This window comes from Janthinobacterium sp. LM6 (assembly GCF_002002885.1).
In the GTDB taxonomy this organism is placed as follows: Bacteria; Pseudomonadota; Gammaproteobacteria; order Burkholderiales; family Burkholderiaceae_D; genus Janthinobacterium; species Janthinobacterium kumbetense.
This window is the reverse complement of sequence record NZ_CP019510.1, coordinates 1,548,205-1,562,842: the sequence shown is the minus strand read 5'-3', so window position 1 is coordinate 1,562,842 and position 14,638 is coordinate 1,548,205. Positions and strand designations below refer to the sequence as shown.

Genomic DNA, 14,638 nt, shown 5'->3' with positions numbered 1-14,638 from the left:
GAGGGTAAAAATAGTTGTAATATCGCCAGAATGAAGTTGCCAGGCCGCCCCATTCCAGTGCGGCGGCGGCCCCCTGCACCATCGTCGATAGCCTCCATGCCAGAACCCAGCCAGCCCAGCAACGCCGTCCCGTCCTCCACCGTCGCCGCCCAGGCGGCGCATCTGCTGCTGAGCGCCCATTGCGACATCGTCTGGAGCACGAAAACCTTCGGCCAGTTCGATGCCGACCAGCCGTCCTGGCGCGCCTTCACGGGCCAGACCGAAGCCGAACTGCTGGGCCGCGGCTGGGTCAATGCCCTGCATCCGGACGACCGCAACTTGCCTTATGTCATGCCATCGCATCTGACCAGCGTGTTCGAAGCGGAATACCGGCTGCGCCACGTCAGCGGCGCCTACCGCAACATGCTCGTGCGCATGCTGCCCGTGCTGGCGCCCGACGGCAGCATCGTTGAATGGCTGGGATCGCATTGCGACGTGACGCAGCAGCGGCAGACGGAACAGCGGCTGCGCCTGGCCATGCAGGGCGGCCGCATGGGCACGTGGGAAATCGACCTGGGCAGCGGCAGCATGGCCGCCTCCGACGCCTTCAAGGCCAATCTGGGCCTGCCGCCTGCCAGCCGCATCGATTACGCGCAACTGACGGGCGCCATGCTCGACGGCGACCTGCAGCACTGGCAGACGGTGGTGCACGCGGCCATCGCCAGCGCCAGCGATTTCGAAATCGACATCCGCGTGCGCTGGCCCGACGGTTCGCTGCACTGGGCGCACATGCGCGGCACCTGCGCCAGCGATGGCGCCGGCAACGTGATCGGCCTGTCCGGCATCTCGCTCGACCTGACGACCAGCAAGCAAAACGAGGAAACCCTGCGCCTGACCCTGGCGGCCGGCGAAGTGGCCACCTGGAACTGGGACATCGTGGCCGACCGGGTCACGGCCGACAGCAATTTGGCACGCTTGTTCCCCGTCAATGCCGATGCGGCCACGGCGGCGCCGCTGGCGCGCTACCTGGACATCATCCATCCCGCTGACCGCGAACAAGTCAGCGCGCGGATTGCCCAGGCGCTGCACGCACACGCGCCATTCGAGGCCAGCTACCGCGTCGCTGCCGGCGATGGCCAGTACCGCTCGGTCATCGCGCGGGGCCGCGCGGAATACGCACCCGATGGCACGCCCTTGCAATTTCCCGGCGTCCTGCTCGACATCACGCGCCAGAAACAGGTGGAAGATGCGCTGCGGCGCAGCGAGGAACGCTACCGCACCCTGATCGAGCTGATGGACCAGGCCTTTTGCGTCATCGAAATGCTGTACGACGAGCAAGGCCGCCCCGTGGACTTCCGCTACCTGGAAGGCAACGCCGCCTTCGTCAAGCAATCGGGCCTCGACAATGCCATCGGCAAGACCATCCGCAGCTTCGTGCCCGACCACGACCAGCACTGGTTCGACCTGTACGACCAGGTCGTCAAGACCGGCGAGCCCGTGCGCTACGAAAACGAAGCCGTGGCCATGGAGCGCTGGTTCGAAGTCTTCGCCGCGCGCCTGGGCGGCCCCGGCAGCCGCCTGCTGACGGTGCTGTTCAGCGACATCAGCGAGCGCAAGCGTTCTGAGCAGCAGTTGCGCCAGCTGGCCGACAACCTGTCCGAAATGGACCGGCGCAAGACGGAATTCCTCGCCACGCTGGCGCACGAACTGCGCAACCCGCTGGCACCGATCCGCAACGGCTTGCAGATCATGCGCCTGGCCGCCGACAAGCCCGCCACCGTGGCAAGAGTTCGCGACGTGATGGAACGGCAAGTCAATCAGATGGTGCATCTGGTCAATGATTTACTGGACGTGGCACGCATCACGCGGGGGCAGATCGAACTCAAGCTGGAACGCGCGGACTTGAAAACCATCATCGCCAGCGCCGTGGAAACGAGCATGCCGCTGATCGAGGCCAGCCGCCATCAATTGCAGGTGCAACTCGATGAACTAGCGCTGCCGCTCGAGGCCGACCCCACGCGGCTGGCGCAAGTGCTGGGCAATTTGCTCAACAACGCCGCCAAGTACACGCCCGCCGGCGGCCACATCAGTTTGCGCGCGCGGCGCGACGGCAACGAGGCATTGATCGAGGTCAAGGATAGCGGCGTGGGCATCCCCACCGAGTCGATCGCGACCGTCTTCGACATGTTCACCCAGGTGGGACAAAACATGGGCCGCGCGCAAGGCGGCCTGGGCATCGGCCTGTCGCTGGTGCGGCGCCTGGCCGAGTTGCATGGCGGCAGCGCCACGGCGGCCAGTCACGGCGCCGGCCTGGGCAGCACGTTTACCGTACGCCTGCCGCTGCTGAAGGAGGAAGCCCAAGCCCCCGCCGCACCGGACGCGCTCGCCCCCGCCGCCAGCGGCCGCCATTTCCGCATACTTGTGGTCGACGACAATGTCGATGCGGCCGATACCCTCGCCGCCGTGCTCGACATGATGGGCCATGCCACGCAAGTGGCCCACGACGGCGCGCAAGCACTGGCCGTGGCGCCGCAATTCTTGCCAGACGTCATCTTTCTCGACATCGGCTTGCCCGGCATGAACGGCTACGAAGTGGCGCGCGCGTTGCGCCGGATACCGGCCGGCGCCAGCGTCGTGCTCGTTGCCTTGACGGGCTGGGGCGCCGAAAACGACCGCAGCCAGTCGAGCGCGGCCGGCTTCGACCACCATCTGACCAAACCGGCCAATCTGCTCGCCATCGGCGAACTGCTGGCCGCCCTTTCCACTCCAACAACACTGACCGACCATGACTGAATCCCTGAACCACGTCCGCCGCCACCTCCTGCTGGCCGGCGGCGCTGCCCTGCTGTGCCCGACACCGCTGCTGTTTGCCGCGCCCGCCACCGGCATCGCCGCCGCCCAGACGCAACTGGCCGCGCTGGAACAGGCCGCAGGCGGACGCCTCGGCGTTGCCGCCTGGCGCCAGGGCAGCGAACTGCGCGTGGCCTACCGCGCCGACGAACGTTTTCCCCTGGCCAGCACCTTCAAGGCCATGCTGGCGGGCGCCGTGCTGGCGCGCAGCGTCAGCCAGCCGGGCTTGCTGGACCAGCACGTGCGTTACGAGAAAAAGGAACTGGTCACGTATTCGCCCATCACGGAAAAGCATCTGGCCGACGGCATGAACGTGGCCGAGCTGTGCGCCGCCACCTTGCAGTACAGCGACAATAGCGCGGCTAATTTCTTGATGACAATACTAGGCGGACCGCAAGCCGTGACGGCATTTGCGCGCAGCATCGGCAATACGGTATTCCAGCTGGAACGCTGGGAAACGGAATTGAATAGCGCCATCCCCGGCGAAGTGCGCGACACGGCCAGCCCCGCATCCATGGCGCACAGCTTGCAGCAATTGTTATTGGGAAATAGCTTGCCGGCAGCGCAGCGCCAGCAACTGGACACCTGGATGCGCGGCAACACGACGGGCGACAAGCGCATCCGCGCCGGCGTGCCTGCCGGCTGGCAGGTGGCGGATAAAACGGGCTCGGGCGCCTACGGCAGCGTCAACGACATCGGCGTGGCCTACCCGGCCAGCGGCGCGCCGCTGATCATCGCCGTGTACTACACGCGCGAACAGAAAAAAGCCGACACGAACCAGGACATCATCACGGCCGCCACGCGCATCGTGACGGCCGCATTGACGTAATTACTTCGGCAGCGCAGCCATGAAGCCTGCATACGTGGACCAGGCGGGGTCGGCCGCGCTGCGGATTTCAATCGGGAACTTTGGACGCGGCGCCAGCGCCGTGTTCAGGCGATTGAAGAATTCTTCGCCCGACTGCGTGTAATAAATCCATTCGCGCAGGTTCTCGCCCGTCGATACGAGGGCCAGCGTAGCAAAACCTTCCTCTTCCACCACGGGCGCCAGCGCCGCTTCCAGCTCTTCCATGTGCTCGCGCTCGTTCGGTGCGGGCATGCCTGTCTCGTCCTCATAGCGCCAGGCGATGATGATGCGGTCCGGCTGCGACGACAGGTCCCAGTCGTCATGGAAAGTGTCGACATAGCGGTAGATGATGGCCATCTCGTCGCTATGCGTGACGATGGTGCCCCAGCTGCGGGCGGAAGTGGAATTTTCGTTCATGGTTGCAACAGTCAAAAAAACAATCGAAGGGGCGCAGCTTACAGCACTGGCGGGCAAGTCACATTCCACGCGTCATACTGGGCGCCGCTCTTGCGCAGCCAGACGCGGGCGTAGCTGTCGCGGTCGCTCTTGAACACGAGCGCATAGCGCTCTTCGGCGCGCGGGGCGGCGGCGCCCACGTCGACGGCCGCCAGCGCAAACTTCAGCGCGCGCAATGGGGCGCAGGCCGTGTTACCCGCCATCAATAATCGCGCCCGCTCCAGCAGCGGCTTCTGGTACAGCAACACGCCTTCCAGTTCCGCATCGGGCACGCGCTGCAGCATGCGCACGGGTTCGGCCACCGCGCGGCAAGTGCCACGGTCGAGCCAGGCGTAATACTCCATGCCCGCCTCCTGCCAGCGCGCCTGCTTGCCTTCGCCGTGCAGCACGAACTTGGTGCGCTGCGTGCGGCACAGCGCGCCATGACCACGGTAGGGCGACGTTTCCACGCTGCCCACCACTTCGCTGCCGCGTCCACCCACCACGGGCACACTCTCGAACACGGTGCGCGCAGCCGGCTCGCCCGGATATTGCTGCGCATAAAAATCCAGCAAGGACGCGCGCTGCGGCGCATCCACCGCCACCACCTCGGCAGCGCCGGCAGAGAGGCACACAGCCGACACTACACACAGCGCCAAGGGGCGCACGATATATCTAGGCATGGATCCAGGCATGGCATTCCTTCAATCGACATTCAGGGGCGGGTATCGCCCAAGCGCAGATTATATAGTTACCAGGAAATACCAGGAGCGTACGGGATTAGCAGGTGCCGAAGCTGGTGAAACCGGATTGATCTTCAGTCAGCAGTTGACTTGCCGTCCAGCACTTGCCGCAAGACTTGCCGCTTGGCCGCCAGCGCCGCATCCGCCAGGCTCCACTGCTCCAGCCGCAACGCATACGCCGGCGCCATCATCCAGCCGAACACTTCCGCCTTGTCTTCCTCGGGGCCGTAGGCCGCGTACAGGCTCACCAGCCCGGGCTGCGGGTGGCCCAGGTTCTGGAAGCCCTTGCCGTAGGCCGTGGCGCCGCCCTGGCCGTAGGCTGTGCCGGGCGGGTTCAGGGCCAGCCAGGCGGGGTCGCGGTAATAGAAATCGTTGAACAGCCGGTATTCGATGAAGTGGTAGTACTCGTGGTGCACGCGCAGCTCCATGCCGGACGGACACATCGCGGCCAGCAGGTTGTCGGCGTAGACGACGCTATCGATTTCCGGCACCGGCATGGCCAGGCGGCGCTGGCCGTCCACGCTCAAATCCTTGACCAAGACGACGTGGCGCAAGCCCGTGCGCGCGAAGACGCCGGCCGGGTAGCGCTCCATGGCCGGCAAGACGATGCTGAGCAGCAATTGCAGCCCGGCACGGTCTTGCGCCGACTCCGTAAAGGCGTGCGCCGCGCTGCCGGGCATGGACAAGGTCCAGGCGGGCGCCAGTTGCAAGGCCGCCAGGCGCGCCGTGGCGATCGCCTGCAACTGCGCCACGCTGGCGTCCTGTGGCGCGACGGGTGCATAACGCACGTCCCAGTCGCACTCGCTGCGCATGCTGTCTTGCTGGGCGGCACGCTCGAACGCTTGCGTGTAGGCAGCCGATGGCGCGGACGGAACGACATTGGCGCAAGCGGACAGCAGCACGGCGGCAAGACAGGACGGCAAACGGCAAGCAGGCATGGGATTTTTCACAGGCATAAAAAATGGGGCGCAATCGCTGCGCCCCATTGTACAAGCTGTAAATTGCCTTACTGCATCAGCGCTGGTAATTCTTGAAAAAATTCCAGCTGATCACGGTGGCGTCCGGGCCCAGCTCATCGCTGAATGGCCAGCCGGGAGGGCCGCCGCTCCACGCGTGGTTCATGCCCTCGACCGTGTACTTTTGCGCGATGACGGCGCCGTTGTGCAGGTAGGTGTCGATGGCGTAACTGCGGCCGTACGGCACGGTCTGGCGCACGATGCTGTCGGCACGGTAGCGCACGCTGTCATTGTCGAGGCCATCGTCGCCGTAATCGCTGGTCTGCAGGAATTGCTCGATGGTTTGCTCGCCGTTGATCGGGTTGACGACGATGTCGGAAGTGCCGTGGAACACCATCGTCGGCATCAGCCGGCGCGGCGAACCGGAGCAGCGCCAGGCATCCTTGCCGCGCACTTTCGGGTCGAAGGAACTGCCGTTGAACAAGGAATCGGCGGCCGTGACCATGCCGGTGGCGCCCTTGTACATGCCGCCCGAATGCACCATCACGGCGGCGAACACGTCCGAGTAGCAGGCAGCCATGATGGACGCCATGGCGCCGCCGGCCGAGATGCCCGTCACATACACGCGGCTGTCCTGCACCGCGTACTTGCTCTTGACCTTGTTCAAGATACCCATCAGCACGGCCGGCTCGCCCGTACCCCGCTCCTGGTTCAGCGGCAACATGAAATTCCAGCAGCGCATCGGGTTGGCCGTGACGTTCTGGCGCGGATAGACGACGATGAAGTTTTCACTGTCGGCCAGCTGGTTGTAGCGGCTGACGGCGGCCATGCTGTTGGGCTCGGACCCGCAGCCGTGCAGCATCAGCACGACGGGCAGCGGCGTGTTGGCATTGTAGTTGCTCGGCAGCCAGACCTGGTATTCGCGCGAACCCCACAGGCTCGCGTACAGGCCGAAGTCCCACTGCCCGGCGGAAGCCGGCAGCGCGGCCAGCAAGCCGCAGGCGGCGATGATTGCGGATAAGAAGTGACGCAGTTGCTGATGCAGATGTGCCATGCCAGTCTCCTGATTATTATTAAGGACGAAAACAGCGACAACAAACCGGCTTGATGCATATCAAGCCGGCACTTCCGACCGGCGAGGCCGGACCCAACGGGTCCAGCCCCGGCAGTGAAGAACTTTAAAATTTGTAGCCTGCCTTGGCGATGATCTGGCGCGGCGGGCCATAGAAACCATCGAGGATGAACAGCGCAGGAATGTTGTAGCCGTCTGTGCGGTAGCGTTTATTGCCCAGGTTGCTGCCGTGCAGGCTGAAGGTCCAGTTCTTCGGCGCTTCCCACACGACGCCAGCCGTCCACATGCTGTAGCCGCCCTGCGCCAGCACTTCGCTCAAGTCCGTGGTCGGATACACCTTGCTGCGGTAGCCGTAGCCGACCATGCTGCGCAGGGCGCCGCCGAACACGTCGCGGTCCGTGCGCGTCAGGTTCAAGCCCACTTGCCGGCGCGGCGTATTGCTGAACTTTTGCGTATCCGCAATGTTCTTGCCGCCGCTCATGAACTCGTCATAGCTGGCATTGAGCAAGGCGAGGAAGCCGTTGACTTCCCACTGGCGATTGGGCCGCCACGAGAATTCGAACTCGGCGCCTTTGACTGTCGCCTTGCCCGCATTCGTGAAGTCGCCATAGAAACCGGGCAAACCGCCCGGCTGCACGTAGCTGGTGAAGACGGACAACTGGATATCCTTGTAGCGGTTGTAGAACAGGGCCACGTTGGCGTCGAACGTGTCATCGGGCGCCGCGTACTTCATGCCCACTTCCAGCGCGTCGAGTTTTTCATCCTTGTACGGGCGCGCCGAATCGGGCACGACCAGGTTGTTGGCACGCACGTTGTAGCCGCCCGACTTGAAGCCGCGCGACAGGTTGCTGTAGAAATTCGTCGTCTTCGACGCTTCATAGCGCACGGACAATTTCGGCGAGGTATTGCTGACCGACAAGGACTTGTCGAAATCGGCCGCCGTCTGGATGGGCCGCGTGAAGCCCACGTCGGCAAAAGCACGGTTGAGCACGATGGCGCGCTTTTCCTCGCGCGTGTGGCGCAAGCCCGCATTGATGCTCCACGCCTTGCCCACGGGCCAGGTCCAGTCCGTGTACAGCGCCGTGCTGTCCGTCTCCACCGTGCTGACGGCGGCCTGGAACTGGCGTCCCAGGAAATTGTTGTAGATGCCGCCGCCGGCCGTGCCTTCGAAACGGTACAGGCCGATCACGCCGGCGCCGTAGTCGCCGCTGTAGGACGCCTGCAATTCCAGGCTCTTCTGCTCGTCGCGCGAGTCGCCGAACACGTCGGCGATCGGTTGCGGCAAGCCGTCGAAGTCGATGGTTTGCTCGGACGTGCTGCGCCGCTTGGCGCCGATCACTTTCACGGACCACTCGTTCGACAGCGTGTAGTTGGCCACCAGCGAGCCGCCCCGGTTATGCGTGAAGTTGTTGCCCGGCATGCCGCTCTGGATGTCATACGCATCCGTGCTGGCGGGACGCTTGAGCGGGTCGAAGGCGCTCACGCCCATGCGCTGGAAGCCGCGCACGCCCGATTTATCGTCCGTGGCGTCCAGGCTCAGCACGACGGTCAAAGGTATGTCTTGCGGAAAGTAGCCGACGGACAGGCGCGCGGCCGTGCTGTCCTGATCGCTGACCTGTTCGCCATTGAACGTGTTGCGGCCGAAACCGTCTCGGTCCAGCTTGGCAGCCGCGAGGCGCGCGCGCCAGGTGCCGTTTTCGTTGGCCACGTTGAAAGCGGCCTTGAAGTTGCGCTGGTTATAGTTACCGAGACCCACTTCCGCCGAAGCGCCGTTTTCCTTCGCCAGCGGACGCGAAATGTATTTGATGGCGCCGCCGATGGTGTTCTTGCCATACAAGGTGCCTTGCGGACCGCGCAGCACTTCGATGCGTTGCACGTCGAACACGTCGAGCAGCGCGCCTTGCGGACGGGCCATGTAGACGTCGTCAAAATAAATGCCCACGCCCGGGTCCACGCCCCAGACGGGGTCGGCCTGGCCCACGCCGCGGATAAACGCCGTCAGGGTGGTGTTGGTGCCGCGCGAGGCGTACACGGTCAGGTTCGGCACGCGCTCCTGCAAGTCGGCCAGGTTCTGGATATTCGCCCGTTCCAGGGCCTTGGCGGAAAACGCCGTGACGGCCAGCGGCACGTCCTGCAGGCGCTCTTCGCGGCGGCGGGCGGACACCGTCACGGTTTCCATGCGTTCTTTCGCATCGCTGGCTTCGCTGGCGCTCTGGACGCTGGCGGCGGCAGACGCGGCGGCTTCCTGCGCCAGGGCCTGGGTGGAAAAACTGAAGGCGCCGGCAACGGCGAGGGCGGCGGATAAGGGTTTCAAAGCGGGTTTCAAAGCAAGTTTCATAGCGTCTCCAATGTCAGGCTTGCTTACCGCCAGGGAAAACGGCCGGATTCCAGAATCGCAAGACGTAACGGTACCCGCGCGCATCTAAGTAACCCCCAATAAATTATTGTGATTTCTGACTTCCATAACCGGCGCTGTGCGGTGTTGCCCGCAGCTAGCAGTGCTCGCACTGCGTCGCTGCAGGCGCCTTGCACAGCATCCGGTTCTGTTCGTCATAAATTCACAATAATTTCCTGAGGATTACTTAGCGAGCACCTACCCTGCGATGACTGTTTCCCGGCCCCCGGCCCGTGCGGCGAGTGGCCTGTTTATTTTGAATTTATGGTAAGGAAGGACTGCAACAAGGTATTCACACGCTGCGCCTGGTCCAGGGGCGTGGCATGGCGCGAGTTCGCGATGATCTCGATCTCGCACTGCTGAAACTGTGCGGCAAAAGCCCGCTTGCTGGCGACGGGCGTGTAATCCTGGTCCGCCGCCATGATCAGGACGGGCATGGCCAGGGACTGGAAATGGATGTCGATATCCCAGTGAAAGATGGCGTCGAGCGCGGCCAGGTAGGCGCGCTTGTCCATGCCCGCCATCTGCGTGGCGAAGCGCTCGACGAGGGCTTGCTGGGCAGGATCGGGAAACAGTTTCTTGCCGATGATCTTGCCCATGGCTTTCAGGCCGAAGGTGGCGATCACCGTGCGGCGCAGCCAGTAGGCAAACAGCAGCGCGGTCGGTTTGCTGCCCTGGAACGGTTGGGAATTGATCAGGCACAAACTGGCGACCCGGCCCGGCGCGCGGTTGGCCATTTCCAGGCCCACCATGCCGCCCAGCGAAAAGCCGACGATGTGCGCACGCGGCACGTCGAGCTGGTCCATCAAATTGAAAAGGTCGTTGGCGAAGTCGCCGATCTGCCAGTCGCCGTTGGGCGCCGGACTGGCGCCATGGCCGCGCAGGTCGGGCACGATCAGGCGATGACTGCTGCCGAGGGCGTCGATTTGCGGGCGCCAGTCTTCGGCGCAGGAACCGAGGCCGTGCAACAAAAACACGGGATCGCCCTGCCCTGCCTCTGTGCCGGGACCGAGGTCGAGATAATGCAATGGAACATCGGATGTCGTGTGACGCCGCATTCTGTCTCCTTGCTGTTGAACATGCTTTGTGTTCAGGTGCAGGAATATATTTTCCTGCTGTTGGAAAACATAATACGGAATCCGAATTCCGATTTCAAGTTAAATCGCGAAATATCTCAAGTCAGGTAATTTAAAGCAACACGTACCAGTTCATCTTCCAGCGCGGCCGCCGACAAAAAGGACAGCGAACCCGACAACACGTGCTGATTCAGGATGCCCAGCAGCACGGGCGGCACCACCATCATCGCCTGCGTGGGATTCGGATGGCGGATGCTGGCCGACTTGCTGGCCAGCACGGCCACCGTGCGCTGCGAAATCAGATGGTTGATCTGGTGCACCTTGTCGCGGAACTGCGCATCCTGCGAGCAGCGCGTGATCAGGGCGCGCAGCACGCCGCGCCGGCCCGTGTTGACGGCCACGAACATGGCCACCATGGCGCGGATGAAGTCTTCCAGGCTGCGCCCTTCCCACTGGCGCAGCTCCGTCAGGGTTTCGACCTTTTCCACCATGTCGGAGAAAAAACGCTGCAGCAGCAAGCGGCTCAAGGTGTCCTTGTCGCCCAATAAACGGTAAAACGTGCCCACCGAGGTTTCCGCCAGTTTTGCCAGGTCGGCCACGCCGATTTCATCGAAACGGTTTTCCGCCAGCAACTGTTCCCCTACCAGCAGCAAGCGCTCGAAGGCCAGCTTGCTGCGCGCCTGGGTGGGCTCGGGTGGAACGATCAACTGCGGGAAGGGCATCGGGAAGGAAGGCATGCGGCGTCGGCGTCTCGAAATAGTGGAACCTAAGTTCCGTTATGGATGCGCGTATTGTAACGCGGGAGACGGCCGATGGGGAGCGCCGCGTGGCGCCCTGGCGTGTGCTACCTGCCCTGCCACTCCATGTAGACGTCGGCGCGCTGGTAATGGGCGTCGCCGGCCGGCCGCGCCACGTGCGTAAAACCGCTGCTTTCATACAGGCGGATGGCGGGCGCCAGCTTGCTGTTCGATTCCAGGAACAGCAGTTGCGCGCCGCTGGCCTCGAAGGCGTCGAAGGCCCGTTCGATCAGGCGGCGCGCGATGCCCAGGCCTTGGCATTCGGGCGTGACGGCCATCTTCGACAGCTCGATGCTGGCATCGCCGGCACGGATCAGGGCGCAGGTGCCGACGATCTTGCCATCGAGGCGCGCGAGGAAAATCTGCCCGCCAGCGTCGAGGATAGAGCGTTGCGGGTCGGACAGCACTTTGTCGTCCAGCGCCTCGACATAAAAGTATCGTTCCAGCCAGGCGATATTCAGGCGCTTGAAGTCGGCTGCGTACTGGGCGTCGTAGGCGATGATTTCGACGGCAGCCCGCTCGCGCTGGCGCCGGCAGGCAGCGATGGTTTCGCCGAAGCCTTGCGCCTGCAGCCGCGCTTCGGCCCGGTCCAGGCTGGCCATCAGCTGCGGCGTGCCCTGCTCGAAGACGCTATCGACGGCCGCGCGCACATCGTCCCACAGGGGCGCCATGCTGCGCAGCAACGCATGACCGGCGTCGGACAGCGCCAGCAAGCGGCGCCGCTCGTCCTTGGCATCGGGCAGCTCCGCCACCACGCCGGCGTCGAGCAGCTTGCGCCCCAGTTGCACTACCACCGGATGCGTCTGCCCAATCTGCGCGGCCAAGGCCGTGATCGACGTGGGGCCATTGTCGCGCAGCAGTAATAACAAGGGGAAACAGCGCGACGTCAGTTCGACGCCGGCCGCCAGATAGCTGGTGTCGACGCCGGCATACAGTTGATCGGAAAGACGGCGCAGGCGGCTGGCCAGCATCAGGGAGCCGTAGGTTTGCAGGTTGGAAGACATGTTGGGCGGGATATATGTAAGTAGTTACGTATACCCTAACGCAAACAGGCTTTCGGCGTCAAGCGTCGGCGTTTGTTGATCGCTTGTTCATCGCTTATTCATCATCATCGTCATCGGCCAGCGCCGCCTGCAGCCTGGCCTGGAACACGGTATCGACGACCTCTCCCAGTCCCGGCCACACCTGCGTCAGCCAGCGCCTGCCCTCCTCGCTGGGCGCCACATATGGTTCGCTGCGCGTGGCGCAGGCCAGGCCAATCGCGATGACTTGCCCAGCATCCTCCAGGCCGCCCGCGATCATGGCGGCTATGGGCAAGGCGATCAGCTCGGCGGTCAAATGCGGACGCAGCAGGCAGGCTGGGGCGATGATGGCGAACGACGCTTCCACATAACTCCAGCAGTTTGTGGGCCAGTGGGCGTTTTTCACATTTTCCAGGAAGACAGCATCACTGATCGTTTCAGGATGGGCTTGCGCCCGCGCATAAAAGGCGGCGAGGGCGACGAGTTGTGGCGGGGAAGTCCAGGTGGGCATCAACTTGATCCAGGCAAGGCCGCGCCGGGCTGGCGGCAAAGGCGGACTGTAGCATGTTCAATCAGCACGCTGAAATACCGATGAACGAGGCATAATCATGGCCGCCGCCACTCTCGCCAGTCACAGCCATGCCAACCGCCTTTGACCTCTGGAAAGCCGAATTATTAATTGTGGGCAACATCGCCCAGGATGACGATACCTCCACGCCGCCCGATGAGGCCCAGCGGCGCTTCCAGCGCTACTGCGCCATGCTCGATGCGCTGACGGGCACGGAAGGCGCGCACTACGCGCTGGCCATTTTTCAATCCGTGCAGGCCGAGCACGATTACGGCGCCTACCAGACGGCCAACCGCGCCGCCTGGCGCTTCGGCGAGACGGCGTATTGCACGGCCCTGCTGCACGAACTGCCGCGCCTGATCGCCACCTTGCCCGACTGGGCAGGCGACTTTCTCGTCGGCATCGCCAACGGCGCCGGTACGCCCAACGCCTCGACCATCACCTGCTTCAACACCGTGCTGGCCGCCGCGCCGCCAGCGCATCAAGCGCTGATCGCGGCATTTATTGCCACGGAAGAAGACGATGGCTGGTTCGACCATTGCCCTGGCGTACTGGGGCATCAGTAAAGGCCGGGCGCCTTTCCACTCCCTGTCAACATCACTACTTGAGGAATATCAATGTCGGTCTACGCCATTACCATCCCCTGCTTTGCACAGATGCTGCGCTCCCTGACGACGCTGTTAAATAAAGGCGAGGAACGCGCCCAGACGCTGGGTTTCGCTCCCCAAAATCTGCTCGACGCGCGGCTGGCGCCCGACATGCACACCCTGGCACGGCAGGTGGAATTCACGTGCACCCAGGCGCAGGAAGCCGTGTGCCGGCTGACGCAGCAAGCGCTGCCCCAGGTCGCCACGCCCGCCAGCATGACGGAAGCCAAGACGCTGATCGAGGACACGCTGGCGATGCTCGCTGCGGCGGACCGCGCAGCGGTCGACGCGGGTGCAGAGCAGCAAGTGTCGATCACCCTGGCCGGCGGCTTGAGCTTCGCCATGACGGGCCTGGAATACGCGCTCAACTGGGCCACGCCGCAGTTCTATTTTCACCTGGTGACGGCGTATAACATCCTGCGCCATAACGGCGTGCCGCTCGGCAAGGCCGAGTATGTACAACATATGTTTGCGTATGCGCGCCAGGCATAACGACCAGGGCGCCATTGACGGCGAGCGCTACGCGGGCATCATGCCTGACCCCGCCGGCGCCGCCGGCTATCAATTGTTCCTGCTGCCCGGCGAGGCCGATGCCCTGCCCTGGCAAGCCGCGCTGGACTGGGCCGCGGCGCGCGGCGCCTGCCTGCCGACGCGCAGCGAGCTGGCCTTGCTCCACGCCAACTTGCGCCACGTCTTCCCGGACGCCTGGTACTGGTCGTCGGAAGCGGACGCCATCCTGCCCCGCATGGCCTGGAGCCACGATTTCGACAACGGCACCCAGTACAACTATCGCAAGACTTATTCAGGCCGCGCCTGCGTCGTGCGCCGGGTCACATTGGCGCCATCGGCCGACGCGCCCGTCGCCCTGCAGCCGGGCGAACGCTATGCCGGCCTGACCCTCGGCTGGGATGGCGCGCCCGATTACCACTTGTTGCTGCTGCCGAACGAGCCGGAGCTGGAATTCCAGTCCTGGCAAGCCGCATCCAACTGGGCCGCCAGCCTGGGCCACAGCTTGCCGGATCGGCGCGAGCAGACCTTGCTGTATGCGACCTTGAAAGACGCATTCCGGCCCAACTGGCACTGGTCAAGCGAACCGGGCGACAGCGAGGACGAAGCCTGGTGCAAGGATTTCGACACGGGCGTCGCCTATCAGAACGCGCGCGAGTTTGACGGCTACGCGCGCTGCGTGCGCCGGGTGCTTGCTTAGTGCTTGTATAGTGCGCGTTTGCTCAAGCGAGCTGCTTCATCAAG

The 14,638-nt window shown here is 63.9% G+C and carries 14 protein-coding genes; 5 read left to right on the top strand and 9 right to left on the bottom strand.

The window, feature by feature from the left end; translation table 11 throughout:
• The first annotated feature begins 96 nt into the window (after nt 1–96).
• A complete protein-coding gene (locus BZG29_RS06860; RefSeq protein WP_171984949.1) occupies nt 97–2,772 on the top strand; it encodes a PAS domain-containing hybrid sensor histidine kinase/response regulator in 2,676 nt (891 codons plus the stop codon).
• The gene (gene bla, locus BZG29_RS06855) at nt 2,765–3,658 is read left to right on the top strand and encodes a class A beta-lactamase (protein WP_077400409.1); all 894 of its coding nucleotides are present in this window, start codon (nt 2,765–2,767) and stop codon (nt 3,656–3,658) included. Before BZG29_RS06860 ends, bla begins: the two co-directional genes overlap by 8 nt.
• On the opposite strand, the gene BZG29_RS06850 is transcribed toward bla, so the two are convergent.
• From BZG29_RS06850 to BZG29_RS06810, 9 genes are all read right to left on the bottom strand, one after another.
• Nucleotides 3,659–4,093, bottom strand: coding sequence for a DUF695 domain-containing protein (locus BZG29_RS06850; protein ID WP_070257244.1), 435 nt, complete (start codon nt 4,091–4,093; stop codon nt 3,659–3,661).
• A 38-nt stretch (nt 4,094–4,131) separates the two neighbouring features.
• Nucleotides 4,132–4,794, bottom strand: coding sequence for a hypothetical protein (locus tag BZG29_RS06845; protein ID WP_150130819.1), 663 nt, complete (start codon nt 4,792–4,794; stop codon nt 4,132–4,134).
• Nucleotides 4,795–4,928: 134 nt separating this feature from the next.
• Complete coding sequence (locus tag BZG29_RS06840) at nt 4,929–5,792, bottom strand: hypothetical protein (RefSeq protein WP_077408996.1); 864 nt, start codon at nt 5,790–5,792, stop codon at nt 4,929–4,931.
• A 76-nt stretch (nt 5,793–5,868) separates the two neighbouring features.
• Nucleotides 5,869–6,864: a PHB depolymerase family esterase gene (locus BZG29_RS06835; RefSeq protein ID WP_077400403.1), complete on the bottom strand. Its 996-nt coding sequence runs from the start codon at nt 6,862–6,864 to the stop codon at nt 5,869–5,871.
• Nucleotides 6,865–6,988: 124 nt separating this feature from the next.
• The gene (locus BZG29_RS06830; RefSeq protein ID WP_216350356.1) at nt 6,989–9,196 is read right to left on the bottom strand and encodes a TonB-dependent receptor; all 2,208 of its coding nucleotides are present in this window, start codon (nt 9,194–9,196) and stop codon (nt 6,989–6,991) included.
• Between the two features lie 332 nt (nt 9,197–9,528).
• Nucleotides 9,529–10,335, bottom strand: a complete 807-nt coding sequence (locus tag BZG29_RS06825) for an alpha/beta hydrolase (protein ID WP_077400398.1) — start codon at nt 10,333–10,335, stop codon at nt 9,529–9,531.
• 116 nt (nt 10,336–10,451) lie between these two features.
• Entirely contained in the window at nt 10,452–11,090 is a 639-nt protein-coding gene (locus BZG29_RS06820; protein ID WP_077400395.1) for a TetR/AcrR family transcriptional regulator, read from the bottom strand.
• A 107-nt stretch (nt 11,091–11,197) separates the two neighbouring features.
• Nucleotides 11,198–12,154, bottom strand: coding sequence for a bifunctional helix-turn-helix transcriptional regulator/GNAT family N-acetyltransferase (locus BZG29_RS06815; protein WP_077400392.1), 957 nt, complete (start codon nt 12,152–12,154; stop codon nt 11,198–11,200).
• Nucleotides 12,155–12,248: 94 nt separating this feature from the next.
• The gene (locus BZG29_RS06810; RefSeq protein WP_150130818.1) at nt 12,249–12,683 is read right to left on the bottom strand and encodes a hypothetical protein; all 435 of its coding nucleotides are present in this window, start codon (nt 12,681–12,683) and stop codon (nt 12,249–12,251) included.
• A 128-nt stretch (nt 12,684–12,811) separates the two neighbouring features.
• Between BZG29_RS06810 and BZG29_RS06805 the strand changes: the two genes are divergently transcribed.
• The 3 genes from BZG29_RS06805 to BZG29_RS28320 are packed head-to-tail and all read left to right on the top strand — an operon-like array spanning nt 12,812 to nt 14,594.
• Nucleotides 12,812–13,306: a hypothetical protein gene (locus BZG29_RS06805; protein WP_150130817.1), complete on the top strand. Its 495-nt coding sequence runs from the start codon at nt 12,812–12,814 to the stop codon at nt 13,304–13,306.
• Nucleotides 13,307–13,357: 51 nt separating this feature from the next.
• Entirely contained in the window at nt 13,358–13,879 is a 522-nt protein-coding gene (locus tag BZG29_RS06800) for a DUF1993 family protein (RefSeq protein ID WP_077400382.1), read from the top strand.
• Entirely contained in the window at nt 13,863–14,594 is a 732-nt protein-coding gene (locus tag BZG29_RS28320; protein WP_216350355.1) for a DUF1566 domain-containing protein, read from the top strand. Before BZG29_RS06800 ends, BZG29_RS28320 begins: the two co-directional genes overlap by 17 nt.
• Nucleotides 14,595–14,638 lie beyond the last annotated feature (44 nt).